Source organism: Verminephrobacter aporrectodeae subsp. tuberculatae At4, assembly GCF_000193225.1.
GTDB lineage: Bacteria > Pseudomonadota > Gammaproteobacteria > Burkholderiales > Burkholderiaceae_C > Acidovorax > Acidovorax aporrectodeae.
This window is the reverse complement of record NZ_AFAL01000689.1, coordinates 13,369-31,515: the sequence shown is the minus strand read 5'-3', so window position 1 is coordinate 31,515 and position 18,147 is coordinate 13,369. Positions and strand designations below refer to the sequence as shown.

The 18,147-nt window shown below is 67.3% G+C and carries 21 protein-coding genes and 1 pseudogene; 11 read left to right on the top strand and 11 right to left on the bottom strand.

Translation table 11 applies throughout. The annotated features are described in order from the left end of the window. From VTU_RS0119295 to VTU_RS0119285, 3 genes are all read left to right on the top strand, one after another. On the top strand, positions 1–424 hold a 424-nt coding region (locus VTU_RS0119295; RefSeq protein ID WP_029554563.1), incomplete at its 5' end, for an urease accessory protein UreD. 95 nt (positions 425–519) lie between these two features. Then, entirely contained in the window at positions 520–786 is a 267-nt protein-coding gene (locus tag VTU_RS0119290; protein ID WP_010107599.1) for a BrnT family toxin, read from the top strand. Next, a complete protein-coding gene (locus tag VTU_RS0119285; RefSeq protein WP_010107598.1) occupies positions 773–1,105 on the top strand; it encodes a BrnA antitoxin family protein in 333 nt (110 codons plus the stop codon). Before VTU_RS0119290 ends, VTU_RS0119285 begins: the two co-directional genes overlap by 14 nt. On the opposite strand, the gene VTU_RS0119280 is transcribed toward VTU_RS0119285, so the two are convergent. From VTU_RS0119280 to VTU_RS28740, 5 genes and pseudogenes are all read right to left on the bottom strand, one after another. Next, positions 1,077–2,912: a thiamine pyrophosphate-binding protein gene (locus tag VTU_RS0119280; protein WP_081479886.1), complete on the bottom strand. Its 1,836-nt coding sequence runs from the start codon at positions 2,910–2,912 to the stop codon at positions 1,077–1,079. The genes VTU_RS0119285 and VTU_RS0119280 overlap by 29 nt on opposite strands. After that, positions 2,888–3,802, bottom strand: coding sequence for an HpcH/HpaI aldolase/citrate lyase family protein (locus tag VTU_RS0119275; RefSeq protein ID WP_138927957.1), 915 nt, complete (start codon positions 3,800–3,802; stop codon positions 2,888–2,890). Before VTU_RS0119275 ends, VTU_RS0119280 begins: the two co-directional genes overlap by 25 nt. 11 nt (positions 3,803–3,813) lie before the next feature. Continuing rightward, the gene (locus VTU_RS0119270; protein ID WP_010107595.1) at positions 3,814–5,097 is read right to left on the bottom strand and encodes a TRAP transporter large permease; all 1,284 of its coding nucleotides are present in this window, start codon (positions 5,095–5,097) and stop codon (positions 3,814–3,816) included. A 3-nt stretch (positions 5,098–5,100) separates the two neighbouring features. After that, positions 5,101–5,595 carry a TRAP transporter small permease gene (locus VTU_RS0119265; RefSeq protein WP_029554562.1) on the bottom strand — a complete coding sequence of 165 codons (495 nt, stop codon included), beginning with the start codon at positions 5,593–5,595 and terminating at the stop codon, positions 5,101–5,103. Next, positions 5,595–6,541, bottom strand: a pseudogene (locus tag VTU_RS28740) (TRAP transporter substrate-binding protein). Before VTU_RS28740 ends, VTU_RS0119265 begins: the two are co-directional and overlap by 1 nt. On the opposite strand from VTU_RS28740, the gene VTU_RS35080 reads away from it, so the two are divergent. Next, positions 6,482–6,646, top strand: coding sequence for a hypothetical protein (locus VTU_RS35080; protein ID WP_236610805.1), 165 nt, complete (start codon positions 6,482–6,484; stop codon positions 6,644–6,646). The pseudogene VTU_RS28740 and the gene VTU_RS35080 sit on opposite strands and share 60 nt — an antisense overlap. Before the next feature lie 251 nt (positions 6,647–6,897). Here the strand turns inward: VTU_RS35080 and VTU_RS0119255 are convergent, their stop codons facing one another. Next, entirely contained in the window at positions 6,898–7,860 is a 963-nt protein-coding gene (locus tag VTU_RS0119255) for a Bug family tripartite tricarboxylate transporter substrate binding protein (protein WP_010107589.1), read from the bottom strand. Positions 7,861–8,002: 142 nt separating this feature from the next. Here VTU_RS0119255 and VTU_RS0119250 point away from each other — a divergent pair, with 142 nt between their 5' ends. From VTU_RS0119250 to VTU_RS28735, 7 genes are read left to right on the top strand one after another with little or no spacing between them, the layout of a single operon-like run. Continuing rightward, positions 8,003–8,803, top strand: a complete 801-nt coding sequence (locus VTU_RS0119250; RefSeq protein WP_010107587.1) for an enoyl-CoA hydratase/isomerase family protein — start codon at positions 8,003–8,005, stop codon at positions 8,801–8,803. Continuing rightward, a complete protein-coding gene (locus VTU_RS0119245; protein WP_236610803.1) occupies positions 8,778–9,917 on the top strand; it encodes an acyl-CoA dehydrogenase family protein in 1,140 nt (379 codons plus the stop codon). The genes VTU_RS0119250 and VTU_RS0119245 overlap by 26 nt, the downstream gene beginning before the upstream one ends. Position 9,918: 1 nt before the next feature. After that, positions 9,919–11,118, top strand: a complete 1,200-nt coding sequence (locus VTU_RS0119240) for an acyl-CoA dehydrogenase family protein (RefSeq protein WP_010107584.1) — start codon at positions 9,919–9,921, stop codon at positions 11,116–11,118. 48 nt (positions 11,119–11,166) lie between these two features. Continuing rightward, positions 11,167–12,384, top strand: coding sequence for a CaiB/BaiF CoA transferase family protein (locus VTU_RS0119235; RefSeq protein WP_010107583.1), 1,218 nt, complete (start codon positions 11,167–11,169; stop codon positions 12,382–12,384). 22 nt (positions 12,385–12,406) lie between these two features. Beyond that, positions 12,407–13,576, top strand: coding sequence for an acyl-CoA dehydrogenase family protein (locus VTU_RS0119230; protein ID WP_010107582.1), 1,170 nt, complete (start codon positions 12,407–12,409; stop codon positions 13,574–13,576). Positions 13,577–13,605: 29 nt separating this feature from the next. After that, on the top strand, positions 13,606–14,622 hold the full coding sequence (locus VTU_RS0119225) for a Bug family tripartite tricarboxylate transporter substrate binding protein (RefSeq protein WP_010107577.1): 1,017 nt from the start codon (positions 13,606–13,608) through the stop codon (positions 14,620–14,622). A gap of 52 nt (positions 14,623–14,674) precedes the next feature. Next, positions 14,675–15,475, top strand: coding sequence for an IclR family transcriptional regulator (locus VTU_RS28735; RefSeq protein WP_010107576.1), 801 nt, complete (start codon positions 14,675–14,677; stop codon positions 15,473–15,475). Positions 15,476–15,595: 120 nt separating this feature from the next. On the opposite strand, the gene VTU_RS34480 is transcribed toward VTU_RS28735, so the two are convergent. From VTU_RS34480 to urtE, 5 genes are all read right to left on the bottom strand, one after another. After that, the gene (locus VTU_RS34480) at positions 15,596–16,162 is read right to left on the bottom strand and encodes a hypothetical protein (protein WP_010107575.1); all 567 of its coding nucleotides are present in this window, start codon (positions 16,160–16,162) and stop codon (positions 15,596–15,598) included. Next, positions 16,159–16,461: a hypothetical protein gene (locus VTU_RS0119210; RefSeq protein ID WP_010107574.1), complete on the bottom strand. Its 303-nt coding sequence runs from the start codon at positions 16,459–16,461 to the stop codon at positions 16,159–16,161. The genes VTU_RS34480 and VTU_RS0119210 overlap by 4 nt, the downstream gene beginning before the upstream one ends. Before the next feature lie 154 nt (positions 16,462–16,615). Then, the gene (locus VTU_RS0119205) at positions 16,616–16,906 is read right to left on the bottom strand and encodes a nucleotidyltransferase family protein (protein ID WP_029554558.1); all 291 of its coding nucleotides are present in this window, start codon (positions 16,904–16,906) and stop codon (positions 16,616–16,618) included. A 130-nt stretch (positions 16,907–17,036) separates the two neighbouring features. Next, the gene (locus VTU_RS0119200; RefSeq protein WP_029554557.1) at positions 17,037–17,288 is read right to left on the bottom strand and encodes a type II toxin-antitoxin system Phd/YefM family antitoxin; all 252 of its coding nucleotides are present in this window, start codon (positions 17,286–17,288) and stop codon (positions 17,037–17,039) included. Between the two features lie 154 nt (positions 17,289–17,442). Further along, the gene (gene urtE, locus VTU_RS0119195; protein ID WP_010107570.1) at positions 17,443–18,135 is read right to left on the bottom strand and encodes an urea ABC transporter ATP-binding subunit UrtE; all 693 of its coding nucleotides are present in this window, start codon (positions 18,133–18,135) and stop codon (positions 17,443–17,445) included. Positions 18,136–18,147 lie beyond the last annotated feature (12 nt).

Below are 18,147 nucleotides of genomic sequence, written 5' to 3'. Positions count from 1 at the left end.
CGTGACCGCGCTGGGCCTGCCGCATGCCGGTCGGCCGTTCGAGGCCGGGCGCTTCGTGCAGCACATCGAGTTGCCCGGCCTGTGGCGCGAGCGCGGCGTGATCGACGCCACCGACCAGCGCCTGCTGCGCAGCCCGCTGGGGCTCGCCGGGCAGCGCTGCATGGCGAGCCTGTTCTTCGCTGCGGGCAGCGCGCTGGACAAGACCCGGCGCGACGCCGCGCTGGACGCCGCGCGCGCGGTGCTGGACGCGCACGCGCTCAGGAACACCGCGGGCGCCACCAGCCCCTGCGCGCAGGTCCTGGTGCTGCGCGCGCTGGCCCCGCAGGTGGAGCCCGCGATGCAACTGCTCAGGCAGGTATGGAGCGCATGGCGTGCGACCCTGTGGCAGCTCAGCGCCGAGCCGCCGCGCATCTGGGCCATGTAGCGCTGCATGAATCCCGGAGCGCATCGCAGGCTGGCGCGTGCGCGCAGCGGCGACGGGGGTGTTTCCGTCTATTTTGTGTTGATACAATAAATCCCATGCACTACGCGTTTGATCCCGCAAAAGACGGGAGCAAGCTCGACAAGCATGGCTTGTCCTTGGCCGATGCCGACGGCTTCGAATGGGAAACCGCCGTGGTTTCCGAGGACACGCGCAAGCAATACGCCGAGCAGCGGTTTGAAGCAACAGGCTACATCGGTGATCGCCTGCATGTAATGATTTACTGCCTTCGTGGTGACGCCATTCGCGTCATCAGTCTCCGCAAAGCGAACCAGCGTGAGGAAACAAGATATGCCAAAGCTTAAAGTCGGGCACGTCAGCCCGACCTCAGAAGAAGAAACAGCCATCGCCGCGGGCATCGCTGCTGACGCGGACGCCAGAGAGCTCGATGATGCGTGGTTCCCCCGGGCCAGACCGGCTGCCGAGGTACTGCCGTCCGAGGTGTACGCCGCATTGGCCCTGCGCCCACGCGGTCGCCCGAAGGCAGAAGAGACCAAGGTGTTTACCGCCATCCGGCTGGATGCCGACTTGCTCGACGCGTTCAAGGCCACCGGCAAGGGCTGGCAGACCCGCATGAACGCGGCCCTGCGCCAGTTCATCGTCGAGCATCCGCTCGATCGTTGACGGGGTCGGTCACCGCCACCGACACCCCGCACGGCTGCGGCACCGCCTCGGCGAAGGTTCCATGCGCTGCGCCGGAGATTTGCTGCCGGGCGAGCGCTGCACTGAGGATGCCCGACAGGGTCTCGCCGGGCGCGATGCCATCGGCCGCATAGCGCAACTCGACGAGCGCCGGCAGTTTCTCGCGATCGGCGAACGCGCAGGCACGGGCGAGCGCTGCGGCAAAGTCTTCGGTGCACTCCACCACCTCGCCGTGGCCGCCATAGCTGCGGACCAGCGCGGCGAAGTCGGGGTTGGTGAACGACAGTGCGATGGCGCGACCCGGAAATTCACGCTCCTGGTGCGCGCGGATCGTTCCCCAGATGCCGTTGTTGAACACCAGCACGACCACGCCCACGCGGTACTGCAACGCCACACCCAGCTCCTGCAGGTTCATCTGGAAGCAGCCGTCGCCGGCGTAGCAGACGACGGTGCGCTCCGGTTGTTCCAACTTGGCGGATATGGCGGCCGGCAAGCCGTAGCCCATCGACCCGACGGTGGGCGCGAGGCTGGTGCCCGGGCCGGTGTACCGGCGATAGCGGTGCGGGTAGAGCGCGTAGTTGCCGGCACCGACCGTGATGCAGGCATCATGCGGCAGTTGGTCCGCCGCGATGGCGGCCACGGCGTCCAGCGAGAGCGGGCCCTGCGCGGACAGGGGGACCAGGCTGGCAAGGTACTCGGCGTGCGCGGCTTCGACCCGTGCCTTGCGCTGCGGCGGCCTGGCGGGTGCGAGCGCGGCCAGCGCGCCGGCGAAGCTCGCGACATCCGCCACGATGGCCTGCGTGGGCGCGAACACGCGGCCCAGCTCGCCCGGATCGGGATACACGTGCACCAGTTTCTGGCGTGGCATCGGGCTTTCGATGACCGTGTAGCCCTCGGTCGTCGCTTCACCCAACCGGGTTCCGACGGCGATGATCAGGTCCGCAGCGCGCACCCGCTGGCGCAACGCAGGCGTCATCGCCCAGCCCACATGCCCGGCCGCGTTGGGACTGCGTTGGTCGAAACACTCGAGCCGCCGCCAGGCCGTGCCCACGGGGACCTGGAAGCGCACGGCGAAGTCCTCGAGCTGATGCATCGCCTCGCTCGTCCAGCCGGTCCCGCCAACGATCATCAGCGGACGTTCGGCCTCCTCCAGCAGGGCGGCCATGCGCGCCAAGTCGGCGCCGCCGGGATGGCTGTGGGCGCGGGTGTAGCGCGGCAGGTCGACCACCTCGGCGCTGCCCCACAGCGTGTCCTCCGGCAGGGCCAGCACCACGGGGCCGGGGCGGCCGCTGGTGGCGACCGAGAACGCGCGCGCGACGTACTCGGGGATGCGTTCGGTACGGTCGATCTGCGCCACCCACTTGGCCATCTGGCCAAACATTCGGCGGTAGTCGATTTCCTGGAAGGCCTCGCGCTCGCAGAAGCCGTTGCCGACCTGGCCGATGAAGAGAATCATGGGCGTCGAGTCCTGGAACGCGGTATGCACGCCGATGCTCGCGTTCGTCGCGCCCGGGCCGCGCGTGACGAAGCAGATACCTGGCTCTCCGGTGAGCTTGCCGTAGGCCTCGGCCATGTAGGCGGCGCCACTTTCCTGGCGGCAGACGATGGGCTCGATCGCACCCTGGTGCTCGTTGAACGCGTCGATGCAGGGCAGGTAGCTTTCCCCCGGGACCAGGAACACGCGCCGGGCGCCGTGAATGCGCAATTGCTGCATCAGAATCTGGCCGCCGTTGCGCCGGGCCGAAGCGGGGGTGGAAGTCGAAGTCAAGACGGTTCTCCGTTGGGCCATTCGGTCCGCGCTTGTGCGGCCCATGCGCTGAATTCGGTGTCGCGCGCCAGCAGGCGCCGCGCGGTGTGGTAGTCGGGGCTTTCGATCGGCTGGCCGGCAGCAGCTCCGCCGCGACGGGCGGCCTCGAAACGCGCCACCGTCTCTGTCGCGCAGGCCAACTGCTCTGGCGATGGCGTCAGGGCGGCGTGAATGGCCGCGACCTGTTCGGGGAAAACAGTGCACTTGCCCTTCAGGCCAATGCGTCGGGCCCAGCCGAGGTCCGCAGCCTGGGCCTGCAGATCGCGGTAGTTGAACGGGCAGTCGATCGCCACGCGCCCTGCGGCCCGGCACTCGACCAGGAAGCGGCTGCGCAGATGGTTGAGCTCCAGGCCGTCCGGGCCGCGCTCGGCGCCCAGGTCGGCCGTGAGGTCTTCGGCCGCGAGCAGGCAGGCGCTGATGCGCTCACTGGCGGCCAGGATGCTTTGGATGCGCACCACGCCGAGCGCCGATTCGATCGTGGGCACGATCTCGGTGGTCCCGGCGGGCAGGCCCAGTTCCGCCTCGAAGAGGTCGATGGCTTCTGCCAACGCGGTGATCTCCTCGGCGCACTCGACGCATGGAAGAAGGATCACTTGCGGGCCGCCGGGCATGACCCCGCGCAGGTCCGCCAGGCCATCCCCCGCGAGGCGATTCACGCGCACCGCGGCCACGGCGCCCTGCGCGCGGCAGCGCACCATCAGCGCGGCCACGCGGGGACGCGCCGCCGGGCGGTCGACTGGCGCGGTGAACTCTTCCAGATCCGCGACCAGCACGTCGGCACGGCTGTCGAGCGCGGCCTGCTGCATCTGCTCGTCCAACCCCGAGGTGAACAGCCAGCTGCGACGCAAAGACGCCGGGCGGCGTGATGCCATGGAGGGGCGCGTCATTGCACGTGCCGCGGCAGAAACATCACCAGATCAGGCACGAAGGTGACGAGCATCAGCACGCCCACCATCGCGAGCATCATCCAGGTGAGCGGGCGCAGGGTCTGCATCATCGTGATGCCACCCACCTTGCACGCGGCCATCAGGTCCACCCCCACGGGCGGCGATACCGCACCGATGGCCATGTTGATGGTCAGCAGGATGCCGAAATGCACCGGGTCGATCCGGTAATGCGCGAGCACCGGCATGACCACGGGAGCGACGATGATGATGATCGGGATCGCCTCCATGAACGTGCCGAGCAGGAGCAGCACGGCGGTCAGCAGCAGCAACACCGTGGTGCGGCTGTCGGTCCAGCTCGCCAGCAGCGCGGCCAGCGCCTGCGGCACCTGTTCCGCGACCAGGATCCAGGCGAAGAAGCCCGAGGCACCGATCATCAGCAGGATGGACGCACTCCCCTCCCCGGCCACCTTCAGGCTCTGCCAGATGGTGCGCAGCGACAGCGTGCGGTACCAGAACAGGCCGATCAGCAGCGAATAGGCGATGGCGCTCGACGCGGCCTCCGAGGCCGTGAAGACGCCCAGGCGGATGCCGCCGATGATCAGCACGGGAACCATCAGCGCGGGCACCGCATCCGAAAGCGACGCGCGCAACTCGGCCCATTCGAAGGGCTTGCCGCCGCTCCAGTCGTATTTGCGCGCCTGCCAGACTGCAATGGCGATCAGCGACAGGCTCAGCAGCACAGCCGGCACGATGCCCGCCATGAACAGCTTGCCCACCGAGGTGTTGGTGGTCGTGCCGTAGATGATGAGCACGATGCTCGGCGGCACGATGGTCGCGCTTGTCCCGGCGCAACCCACCAGGGCGCAGCTGAAGCCCTTGTCATAGCCCGCGCGGGCCATTGCCGGAAGCAGCAGGCTGCCAATGGCCAGCACGTCGGCCACGCCGGAGCCCGACAGGGCGCCGAACACCAGGCACGACATGACGGCGACGACGGCCAGCCCGCCCTTGACGTCGCCGACGATGGCGGCGCACAGACGCACGATGCGCTGCGTGAGGCCTGCGCCGTTCATCAATTGCGCGGCCAGGATGAACAACGGGATGGCCAGCAGCGTGAAGCTGTCCAGGCCGGAAACATACTGCTGCGCCGCCACGGCCACGGGCGCGGTATCGAAGATCGCCAGGTACGCCAAGCCGGACAGCACCATGCCGTAGACGATGGGCAGGTCCACCAGCATGGTGAGCATGAAGACGCCCATGAGAAAGAGGGCTCCGCCCGACATGCCTTACTCCAGGGGAAAAGAATCGGCATACGCCGGAGGCCAGGGTTCGAAGAACTGGGCGACGTGGACCACGGCCGTGAGCGCACACGCCACCGGCAAGGCCAGGTAGACGACGCCGGCCGACACCTCGATGGCGGGCAGCATCTGCTCCATGGTCATCTGCGCCAGCTGCCAGCCGGCCCATCCCAAGGCAGCCAGGCCGGCGACGATCAGCGCGTGGTTGATGCGGTCAACCACGGCGAGCACGCGGGGGCTTTTGACGATGAAGGGCAGCAACCCGGCCATGAGGTGGCTGCGCTCACGGCTACAGGCCACGCCACCGATGAAGGCGGACCAGACCAGCACGAGGCGGGGCAGCTCTTCGGCCCAGCGGGGCGTGTCGTGCATGACGAAGCGCTGGAACACCACGGCGGTCACCAGCACCGCAAGCACGGCGCACGCGAGCGCGCCGAACGCCTTGCTGAATGCGGACAGCGCGCAGGCCATGCGCGTGAGCATCATGGGGCCTCGCGGTACTTCTTGACCAGGCTCATCAGCTCCGGGCCGAAGGTCGCCTCATACGACTTCCACACCGGGGCCGCGGCGGCAGCGAACGGGGCCTTGTCGACCGCGTTGATCTGCATGCCCTTGTCGCTCAACTGGGCCAGATACTGCTTGTCGCTCTCGGCGATCATGCGGCGCTGTTCATCGCGCCAGTGGTCGGCCGCGGCCTTCAGCACCTTGCAATCCTCGGGCGAGATGCGGTTCCACGTCGATTTGGAAACCACCAGGCTCGCGGGGCTCCACACGTGGCCCGTGAGCGACAGGTACTTTTGCACCTCGAAGAAGGACGAGGTGTAGATGATCGACAAGGGGTTCTCCTGGGCGTCGAACACCCTCTGTTGCAGCGCCGAATAGAGCTCGCCGAAGGCCAGCGGCGCGGGTGCCGCGCCCAGCAGGGTGAAGGCGTCGAGCCGCATCTTGTCGGGCGTGACGCGCGTCTTCAGGCCCTTGAGGTCGGCGGGCGTCTTGATCGGGCCGCGGTTGTTGGTGATGTGGCGGTAGCCGTTCTCCCACCACGACAGCAGCACCAGGTTCTTGCCCTCGGCGATCTTCGCGAGCGCCGCGCCCAGTTCGCCGTCGTAGGCCCTGTAGGCCTGCGCGGCGCTGTTCCAGGCATAGGGCAGCTCGACCACGCCGAAACGCGCGTCCACGGGTTGCAGCGAACCCGTGCCAATGACGGCCGCGCCCTGGCTGCCGATCTGCATGCCCTCCACCATGGTTTCTCGTTGCCGAGCTGGCCGCCGGGAAACAGGATGAAGTTGACGCGGCCGGCGGTCCTGTCCTTGACCTCCGCGGCGAAGCCTTCGGCGGCCTTGTGCCAGCTGTGGCTGACAGCGAGCACGTGACCCAGTTTGACGTCGAGCGCGCGCGCGGGCAGCGCGGCCGCGGCGAGCGCGACCACGGCAACGCGGGCGCTCAGCTCAAGTTTGGAAACGGACATGGCTTTTCCTTGGGGTGGTGGGAAGGGGGCCGGTGGCCTTGTCTGGCCAGGCTCTACCGGCGCTGACGCAGTAGGCGCACCCTGTTCGCGACTGCGGATGAGATAAGTCCATTTTTCGTGGATCAAGAACCATGCCAAGGTCGCCCAATGGGCTCAGTGGTCCGGCCAATTTGCCAAGATGAGGCGGCACACCCAGGGCCGATGCGGCGATTCCGAACACCGCGATGGGCGCGTGCATCAAGGTGGTGCGAGACCCTGGGCCGTTGAGGGGCCCCCGCAGGCACGCCCATAGCGACTGCGTGACGGCGTTCCTGTCGTCACTCGGGCTTGATGTTCATGATGGCCGCGATCTTTCGGAAGCGTGCGATCTCCTCGAGGTGGAAGCGCTGCATCTTCTCGGGCGGATAGGGCATCAGTTCGCCGCCGGTCTTGCGCGCAAAGGCGCGGGCTTCGTCGGTGGCGAGCGTCTTCTGCAGTGACTCGGCGAGTTTGGTCGTGATGTCATCGGGCGTCTGCGAGCGCAGGTAGAAAGACACCCAGCTGTACTGGACGTACTCGTTGAAACCCTTCTCGCGGACCGTGGGCACGTTGGGCAAGTCGGGATTGCGCGCTTCGCCGGAGACCGCGAGCGCCTTGATCCTGCCGGACTTGATCTGCTGTATCGCCCCGCCGAGATCGACCAGCGCGAAGTCGAGCTGGTTGCCGATCACGTCCGTCATGATCGGAGCCTGCCCCTTGTAGGGCACGTTGGTGAACGCGCAGCCGGCCATGCTGGCGAGCCATGCTGCGGCAAGCTGGTAGCCGGCCGAATAGGTACCGACGTTGAGCGGCTGGCTCTTGGCCGCCGCCAGTAGCGCCTCGAGCGTCGCGAAGCGCGATTCGTTCGACACGACGATCACGTTCATGCCGCGCGTGAGGCCGGAGATGGGCTTGAAGTCCTTGACCGAGTCGTAGCCGAGGTCCCTGATGATGAGCGGGTTCACCGCCATTGGCGAGTTGCTCGCAAGCAGCAGCGTGTAGCCGTCGGCCGGCGCGTTCTTCACCGACTGCAGCGCGATGATGCCGTTGGCGCCGGGCTTGTTCTCCACCACCACCGCCTGGCCGACCTGTGCGCCGAGCTGGTCGCCGAAATAGCGCGCCGAAGTGTCCGAGCCGCTGCCGGGCGTGAACGGCACCACGATCCTGATCGACCGCGTGGGAAAGGCATTCGACTGTGCGAAGGCTTGGCCCTCGATCGCCGTGCCCGCCAAAGCCAGCAGCTGGCGCCTTGTTGTCTCCATCTTTTTTTCTCCTGATTCCGTGAATGAATCGGTCGTTCGACTGCGCGTCCGTCTTTCGAATCGGTCCAAATAATAATACATATGTACTTTTAAAAATTAGGTATCTGTTATATTTTTGAAAAATCGGAATGACAGGAACCCCATGACCGCCACCATGCATCCGCCCGGAAACCGGGAAACGCCCGACCTCTCCGTCCATCGCGCCGGCCACACCGCCACGGTCGAGATGTGCCGGCCACCGCACAACTTCTTCGACCTCCAGCTGATCTCCCGCTTGGCCGATGCCTTCGAGACGCTCCAGGCCGACCCGGATTGCCGCGCCATCGTGCTGGCCGCGCAGGGCCGCTCGTTCTGCGCGGGCGCCGATTTCTCGGCGCCCGCGCCCCCTGCGGGCGAGCGCCGCGACCCGGCCGAGCTCTACCGCCAGGCCGTCCGCCTGTTCACCGTGACCAAGCCGGTGATCGCTGCGCTGCACGGCCCCGCGGTGGGGGGAGGTCTCGGGCTGGCGCTGGTGGCCGACTTCCGCATCACCTGCAGCGAAGCGCGCTTCAGTGCGAACTTCACGCGGCTGGGTTTTCACCCCGGCTTTGCATTGAGCTGCACGCTGCCGCGGCTGATCGGGCCGCAGAAGGCGGCGCTGCTGCTGTACACGGGGCGGCGACTGAACGGTGCTGAGGCCGTGCGCATCGGCCTGGCCGACGAGTTGGTGGGTCAGGACGAGGTCCGAAGCCGCGCCCAGGCGCTGGCAGAGGAAATCGCCGTGTCGGCGCCGATCGCCGTGGAATCGACGCGGGCCACCCTGCGCGCGGGGCTCGTGGAGTCCGTGCGTGCGGCGGTCGAGCGCGAGGCCGGCGAGCAACGCCAGCATTTCCAGACCAGCGACTTTCGCGAAGGCGTTGCCGCCATGGCGCAACGCCGTGACCCGGTCTTCGGGCGTCGCTGAGCACAAGGAGAAGACGGAGCACACGATGATCGACTTTTCCTTCGGCGAAGACCTCGAACTGGTGACCGAAACGGCCCAGCGTTTTTCAGACGAGCAACTGCTGCCTGCGCAACGCGACTTCGAGCAGCAGCGCGCCGTTCCCCTCGCCGTGCTGCGGGAAGCGCGCGACATCGGTTTCGACCGCATCGACTGGCCCGAGTCCAGCGGCGGCGCCGGCATGGGCGCGGTGGCGCGCGTGCTGGTGACCGAACGGTTGGCCGGCGGATGTCCCGGCGCTGCCATCGCCTTGCAGCCGCTCGGCAGCGTCGCGCATGCCTTGCTGGCCTTCGGCGGGGAGGCTGCGCTGCGGCAGCACGCCCGGTCGCTGGACAGGCCCGGCATGCGGGCGGTGCTGGTGTTCGACCACCGGAGCATCTGGCAGGGCGCAGGCGATGCACTGAGTGGCAGCGTGCCGTGGTGGCCTGCGGATCGCGTGGACCTGCTCGCGGTGCTGAGCCGCACCGGGCTGCAATTGGTGACGCACGGGATCTCCGTGCTGCCCCTGCCCGGTGCGGGCTTGCGGGCGGCAGGCGCCAGCGAGATCCGCGTGGACCGCACGCCGGTTGACGCAGCCTGGACCGATCCCACGGCCGCCGCGCTGGCGCTGGCGCATGCGCGCGTTCACCTGTCGGCGCTGATCGTGGGCCAGATGCACGCGGCGGCCGAGTACGCGCGCAAGTACGCGCTCGAGCGGGTGGCCTTCGGCCGTCCGATCGCGCACCACCAGGCGCTGGCCTTCCTGATCGTCGACATGCACAGCGCCGTGGACGCAACCCGGCAGTTGCTGCACGAGGCGGCCTGGCGGCTCGATGCCTGCCAGCCCGCGACCGAGGCCGCGGCAACAGCGCTGATCGAGGCCGTGGAGAACGCCGTGTTCATCGGCTCGAACGCGGTCCAGATTCTCGGCGGCGCGGGCTTCATGCGCGACTACCCGGTGGAAAAGCACATGCGCGAACTGCGTGCGCTCGGCCTGCTGCTCGGCGGCGCCGATGCCGCGCGCGACGACGCACTGGGCGCGGGCGATGCATCGCTTGCACCGATTTCCTTTCTCGCCGCCGGCGCACTGGGAGCCTGACATGGATTTTTCGATCGCTGCAGAGGACCAGCAACGGCTGGAGACCTTGCGCCGGCTCGGTCGTGAGGAGATGCGGCCGGCCGGCTGGCGTGCCGACCGCGCCGGCGCACCGCTGCCGGTGGACGACCCGTTCTTCGTGCGCATGCTCGCCGAGGGCTTCGGCCGCACACGCTGGCGCCCACCCGGCGAGGCTGCCAGCGAAGGAGCGGCGCAACCCGCCGCACCAAACAAGGCCAGCTCGGCCGCCGCGCAAGTGCTGCTCGCGGAGGAGGGCGCCTACTGGGACCGCGGCATCAGCGTCGCATTGCCGGGCCCCGGCCTCGGTGAGCCGCCGATCCTCTCGATGGGCACGCCGGAGCAGAAGGCGCGCTTTCTCTTGCCGTTCGTGAACCCCCAGCGCCCGATCTGGGGCGGGTTCGCGATGACCGAGCCCTCGGGCGGCTCCGACGTGGCCAACATCAGGACCCGCGCGCGGCTCGACGGCGACCACTGGGTGCTCAACGGCGCAAAGTCTTTCTCGGGCAATTCGGGCCGCGCGGAATGGATCGTGGTGTTCGCCACCATCGACCCGGCGCTCGGTCGCGCGGGCCACCGCGCCTTCGTGGTCGAACGCGGCACGCCGGGCCTGGTCGATTTCCGCATCGAGAAGAAGATGGGACTGAGGGCCTATGAATCAACGTCCTTCTTCCTCTCCGACTGCCGCGTGCCAGTGGCGAACATGCTGGGCGGCGAGGCTTATTACATGCAGCGCTCCGGTGGCTTCAAGGGCGCGATGAATACCTTCAACGCGGGCCGCCCCGCCATTGCGGGCATGGCGGTCGGTATCGGCCGCGCCGTGCTCGACGAGGCGGCGGCGTTCATGCAGGCCAACGGCCTCGCGTCGGACCTGCGGTTGCGCGACCGGATGGAGCGATCGCGCCGAAAGCTCAAGGCCGCACTTTTGCTGGCCCTGCGCGCAGCCTGGCTGGCCGACCAGAGCAAACCCAACATGGTCGAGGCCTCCGCCTCGAAGGCGCTTGCGCCACCGGCGGCGTTCGAGGCGGCGAGCTTCGCGATGGAGGTGATGGGGCCGGCCGCGGGCCGCGGCGAGCACCTGATCGAAAAACTATTCCGCGACGTGAAGGCGCTCGACATCGTCGAGGGCACGGGCCAGATCCAGCGCGTGGTCATGGCGCGGCACCTGGTCGGGCTGCCGAACTGAGGCCGAACCCGGCCGACCGAACTCTCCAATTCTTTCTTTTTCTTCTTCATGACCGATTCGACTTCCAGCGCGGCCTGCGGGCCGCTCAAGGGCATCCGCGTGCTCGACCTCACGGCCGTGGTGCTCGGCCCCCTGGCCACCCAGATACTGGCGGACTACGGTGCCGACGTGATCAAGGTCGAGCCGCCCGAGGGCGACATGATGCGGGCCAACGGCATCTCGCAGAACCCGGGCATGAGCTCGATCTTCCTGGCCGTCAACCGCAACAAGCGATCGCTGGCGGTGGACCTCAAGTCGGCCGCGGGCGTGACGGCGCTGCGCGCGCTGATCCCGACGATCGACGTGGTGGTGCACAACATGCGCGTGGCGGCCATCGAGCGCCTCGGCCTGGGCTACGAAGCCGTCTCGCGCCTCAACCCGCGGGTCGTGTACTGCGCGGCCACCGGCTTCGGACAGGACGGCCCGCACCGCGACAGGCCCGCCTTCGACGACATCATCCAAGCCGCCTGCGGCCTGGTGGGCGTGGGCTCGGTGGGCCGCGACCAGCCCGACTACGCGCAGAGCCTTATCGCCGACAAGACCACGGGCCTGGCGGTCTGCAATGCCGTGCTGGCGGCGCTGCTGCACCGCGAGCGCAGCGGGGAAGGCCAGTACGTCGAAGTGCCGATGCTGGAGACCATGGCCGCCTTCGTGCTGGCCGAGCACATGGGCGGCATGACCTTCCAGGGCTCAACGGTGCAGGCCGGTTATCCGCGGCTGCTGGAAGGCGGTCGAAAGCCCGTGCGCACGCGCGACGGCTGGGTCAGCATGCTGCCCTACACCGAGCGCCACTGGCAGGCGTTCTTCTTCGAGGTCGGGCAGCCGGAGCTGGCCGATCGCTACAACATCGCCAGCCGCCAGGAACGCAACACGCACGTGAAGGCGCTGTACGGCCACCTGCGCGAGCTGACACCGCTCAAGACGACGGCCGAATGGATGCTGCTGTGCGAGAAGCTCGACATTCCCGCCACGCCGATCTACACACTCGACGAACTGCCCGAGCATCCGCACCTGAAGGCGGTCGGTTTGTTCGAAGACGCGACGCATCCCACAGAGGGCCCGATCCGGCAGCTGCGTCCCACCGCGCGCTTTTCCGCCACGCCGACGAAGGTCTACCGCCAGGCGCCCACGGTCGGGCAGCACACCACGGAGATCCTGCGCGAAGCCGGACTGGCGCAAGAGGACATCGCGCGCCTCAAGGACCGGCGTGTGGTCATCGGCGAATAAAAAAAGCACACCCGAACACACCATGAACTTCGAACTCGAAGACGAACACCGCATGCTCAAGGACTTGGTCGCGCGCTTCGTGCGCGACGAACTGCTGCCACTGGAAGCCGCAGTGCTCCAGCGCGAAGCCTCTGGCGGGCAGCTGACGCTCGCGCCCGAGGAACACGAACGGCTCGACGCGCGCTCCCGCGCGCTCGGCCTCTGGGGCCTGGACGCACCGGGGGAACTCGGCGGCTCCGATTTGCCGGTGACGGCGATGGTGGGCGTCAACGAGGAGCTCGGCAAGACCATCACGCCCTATGACCTGCCGCCCGATTCGCCCAACCTGCGCATGCTGCTGAAGACCGCGGATGCGACACAGACCGAGCGTTACCTGGCGCCGTATGCGCGCGGCGAGACCGTGTCGGCCATTGCCATTTCGGAGCCCGGCGCGGGCGCTGACCCCTCGGCGATGAGCACGCGGGCCGTGCGCGAGGCCGATGGCACCTGGGTGCTCAACGGCCGCAAGATCTGGATCAGCCGTGCCGCCAGCGCCGACTGGACCATCGTGATGGCGGTGACCGACATGACGCTCGGCTCGCGCGGCGGCATCTCGGCCTTCCTCGTCGACAAGGACACGCCCGGCTTCGTGGTGGAGCGTCGCATCCCCATGCTTGGGGGCGCATCGACGTACGAGATCAGCCTGCAGGACTGCCGCGTCGGCGCGGGCCAGCTGCTGGGTGTCGAGGGACAGGGCTTCGCGCCGATGCAGGTGCGGCTGTCGAGCCGCCGCGTGCAGATGGCGGCCTGGTGCATCGGCCGCGCACAGCGCGCGCTCGACATGGTTTGCGACTACGCGCCGCTGCGCAAGACCTTCGGCGCCATGCTGTCCGACCGCCAGAGCGTGCAGTGGAGCGTGGCCGACGCCGCCACGCGCATCCACGCCTGCCGCCTGATGACCTACGAGGCTGCGGCGCGCATCGATCGCGGCGAGGAAGCGCGCGCGCAGGTTTCGATGATCAAGGTCTTCGCGACCGAGATGGCCTGGGACGTGATCGACATGGCGATGCAGGTCTTCGGCGCGATGGGCATGACCAAGGAAATGCCGCTGCAGCAGATGGCCAACGAAACCCGGCTGATGCGAATCTACGAAGGGCCCAGCGAAGTGCATCGCTGGGTGGTGGCGCGCGCGCTGCTGGGCTCGCGGCGCTGATGATTGCAAGGCAACGAGGAGACCATTCAATGCAAGACCAGACACCGGCGCCACCGCCGCACGTCGATCGCCGTCGGCTGCTGCTGCTGCTGCTGGGCGCAGGAGCCGCGCTGGCCGGCGCTGCGGGGAGGCCGTCGTTCGCGCAGGCAAGCGCCTTTCCGTCGCACGCGATGCGGTTCATCGTGCCGTTTCCGCCGGGCAGCGGAACAGACATCACGGCTCGGCTGTTCGCGCGCAGCGTGGGCGACCTGACGGGCCAGTCCGTGACGGTGGAGAACAAGCCCGGTGGCAACGGATTCATCGGCGTACAGACCGCGCTGAATCCACCGCACGACGGGCACACGGTGTTCATCGGCAGCAACTCGACGCTCACCACCAATGCGGCCACCTTCAGAAAGCTGCCCTACGACCCGCTGGCGGACTTCGCGCCGATCACGCTGCTCTCGCGCGGTGCCTGCCTCGTGATCGTGCCGGCGAATTCGCCCCACCGCACGCTCGAGCAGTTGGTGGCCGATGCGCGCAGTCGGCCCGGCAAGCTCAACTATGCGAGCGGATCGATGTCATACATGCTCTATTCGGAGTGGTTCAACGAGATGGCGAAGATGAAGACCGCCGGCATCAACTACAAGGGCGCCGGGGAGGCGGTGAACGCGGTCATGACCGGGGAGGTCGACTTCGCGGTGGTCGACGCCACCGGCGCCAACGAGCTCGCGCGCTCGGGCCGGGTGCGCGCGCTGGCGTTCACCGCGCCGAAGCGCTCCATCGTGCTGCCCGGGGTGCCGACCATCGGGGAGGCTGGCTGGCCGGATTACCTCGCGGTGAACTGGGTGGCGGCCGCAGTGTCGTCGAAGACGCCAGCCGCCGTGGTCGAGCAGCTGGGCGCGCTGTTCGCGAAGGCGGCGCAGACCGAGGAGATTCAAGCCTATTACCGCAAACAGGGTACGGAGCTGATCATGTCGTCGGCGGCTGAGCTGCGCCGCTACCAGACGGACGAGATCGCGCGCTGGAAGCGGCTGATGGCCATCACGGGGGTCGAGTTGCAGTAGCATCCCCGCGGTCCGGCCGGGCGTGAACCGGGAGGCGTGCCGGCATGGTGCCGTGGAGAAGAAATTGGAGCAATCGGTCATCAAGACGGCGGGGAGGGTGTTTCAGGTGCTCGAGTACCTGCGCGAGGTGCGGCGGCCGGTCACGGTGCGCGAGATATCGGAGCGGCTGGGCTATCCGCTGTCGAGCACGCAGGTGCTGCTCAAGAGCGTTGCCACCCTCGGCTATTTGCGCTACGACTCCTCGGCGCGCGCCTACCTCGCCACCCCCCGCCTGGCCTCCATCGGCGACTGGGTGATGGATTCGATGTTCCAGGGCGGGCAGTTGCTCACGCTGCTCGACGACATCGCGCGCGAGACCCGCTTCACCGCGATCCTCGCGGTGGAGAACGACATCTACGCTCAGTACGTGCACGTCATCTTCGGCAGCCACCCGATCCAGTTCAACGTACAGCCGGGCACGCGCCGGCTGCTGTGCATGTCCGGTACCGGCTGGGCGCTGCTCGCGGCCGGCAGCGACGATCATGTCGCGCGCACGATCCACCGTAGCAACGTCCGCCTCAAGCCGAGCGGCCAGACCGTCGACGCCGACTACGTGAAGGCCCGGGTACAGGAGTCGCGTGAGCGCGGCTATGCGTTTTCGCGCGGCGTGGTGACCGAGGGCATCGGCATCGTCGCGCTGGGCTCCGCGTCGAGCGCATCGGGTGCGCGGTTCGCCGTGGGCGTGGGCGGCCTCGTGGAGCAACTCGAACGCGCGGTGGACACGGTCGTGCCTGCGATGCGCGAGCGCCTGTTCCAGTTCTTGGGTTCCATGGAGGCGACAACTATTCTGGCGCAGGGAGGGGAATCAGGATAGCGCGATTGCCCTGGTCCGCAAGATGGCGGAGACGCGGCCGATGTCCTTGATGATGTTCGGCTGTATGGCGCGTCAGATCCTGCGCGCCGGTGCTGACTCGCATGTCGATGCGGGCGACCTTCACAAGCGGTTTCCGCGCTTTTTCCCCTGCGCGAGATCCACGCCCAGGGTCTTGGCTTGGCGGGCCGTGTAGAGCTTCACCGCCTCGAAAACGGCTGTCTTCCTGGCGTCGATGACCTTCTTCTCATCATCTACGAGCCGGGCCTTGTCCAGGTTGTTCAGCCGCGTGTAATGGCTCGCCAATGCTTGGCGGGCTTCGTCCAAGGGCAGGCCGCCCTTGCGGTTCCTCGGCAGGCTGTGCGCCTGATCCACCGCCCGGTACTTCTGCGGGTCATCCACGATGCCGATGTGCCGTTCGGCAGCGGATAGCTCGCCAATGGCTGCTTTCAGGCTGTTGGTCATGGCGACGCTGTTTGCGTAGCGCACCAAGTCGCCATCGACGATCATCCGCTCGGCCGTGACGATCAAGGGCAGGTCGCCGCTGCGCCCGATCGCGCGGATATGTCCCTGCATCTCGTGCCGCGTGCCTTGCAGACTCCTGGCCGCTTCGACGCTTGGTGGTCGCCGAAAGAAGTCTTCTTCCGCTGCCAGCAATTGATCGAGCGCCTCAAGCGCATCATTTTTCACAGATCATCCCGATCCAGCCACCCAGGTCCGTAGAACGCGTCGGCCTTCGCCGTCTTGAAGCCCATATCGCGGATGAACTGCGCACTATTGCGCCTCTTGAGCCCCATAAGGGTTTGCGGGTACAGCTCGGCGCGGGCAAGCCATCCCCAAGCGGCATTTCTATCGCCTGCAGCGCCGGCCGCCACGGACTCAGCTACGTAGATGCCGTCCTGGTCCAGCCCACCGGCGCGCATTTCCTCGCGCCTGGCGTCGGTTATGTAGCTCTTGGGGGGTGGGGTCATGGTGGTCATGGTGGTCATGGTCAAGTTCCTTCCGATAGGTTGGACATGGCGCGAGAGGCGCCGTTTCATGTGTTGATATCTGCGGGGCAGGACACCAGGGAACCGAAAAATCTTGGTCCTATGGCGACGACAACTATTCTGACGCAGGGGGAAAGACAGCCCTGATCGCGGCTCATACAGGGAGGGCCTCAGCGACCACCCATGCCCGGAACTTGTCCGGCAAGGCGTTGGGGGTCAATACATCCACCGGGACACCGAGCAGTTGACCCAACTCGTGGCGGATCGCGCCAATGTCGAACAGTGTTGTCTCTGATGTCGGGTCGATCAGGATGTCAAGATCGCTGCTGTCCGTATCCTGACCGTGCAGGACAGAGCCAAACACCCGAGGATTCCGGGCCCGGTGAGACTCGACCACGCGGCGAATTGCGGCCCGGTGCAAGTGCAAGGCTTCCGAAGGTTTCACGCGCACTCTCCTGCATTGCAATCCCGATGAATGCCGCGTCAGCAACACCTTCGATGCCTTTGCGGATTTCGCCCAGAATCGGCCCGCTTGCGGCGCAGTTCGGACAGGACGTTGGTGTCGGTCAGATAGCTCAAAACGTGATCTCACGCGGCAGGCTGCAACTGCGTTCGAACTCGATGCCATCGTGCTCTTGCAGCGGCGAGGCGCGCATGAAGTCCACCAGCGACTGCTCGTTGCCACTGAGGCGATCGAACAACTCGCGCGAGACCAGCACTGCCACGGAACGTCCGTGCAGTGTGATGTCCTGCGGACCCTCTTGGACCGCGTGCTTGACCAGTTCCGGGAACCGCGCTTTGGCGGTTTGCATTTGCCAGCTTTGCATGACCTGCCCCATGAAGACTTCGCAAGTCTGACTATACAGGCCAAAAATGCGTGCTTCACCCAAGCCAGACCTGCTGGTGAGGTACTGCCGTCCGAGGTGTCCGCCGCATGGGTCAAGCGCCCACGCGGTCGCGCGAAGGCAGACTTCCAGGCGCTCAGATCGCAACCAGCTTGCGGATTCCCTTGGCCTGCATCTCGCTGCCCGGGCCGCGTGCGATCAGTTCGCCGCGCTCCATGACCAGGTAGTCGTCGGCCAGTTCCTGCGCGAAGTCGTAGTACTGCTCGCACAGCAGGATCGCCATTGCGCCCTGGTCTGCGAGATGGCGGATGACGCGGCCGATGTCCTTGATGATGCTTGGCTGTATGCCTTCGGTGGGTTCGTCGAGGATCAGCAGGCGCGGGCCGGGCGCCAGGGCGCGGGCGATGGCCAGCTGCTGCTGTTGCCCGCCGGAGAGGTCGCCGCCGCGGCGCCGCAGCATCTGCGCGAGCACCGGGAACAGCGTGTACAGCTGCGGCGGCACCGGGGTGGATCGGCTCCTGTACGCCAGGCCCATGCGCAGGTTTTCTTCCACCGTGAGGCGGCCGAAGATTTCGCGCCCCTGCGGAACGTAGCCGATTCCGGCGCGTGCGCGCGCGTACGGCGTGGCCCGGGTGATGGCCTGGCCGTCCAGGTGGATGGTGCCGCTGCGGATGGGCACCAGGCCCATCAGGCTTTTGAGCAGCGTGGTCTTGCCCACGCCGTTGCGCCCGAGCAGCACCGTGACCTTGCCCGGCGCGGCGCTCAGGCTCACGTCGCGCAGGATGTGCGAGCCGCCGTAGTACTGGTTGACGTTCTGGACGGTCAGCATGGTGTCTTGTGT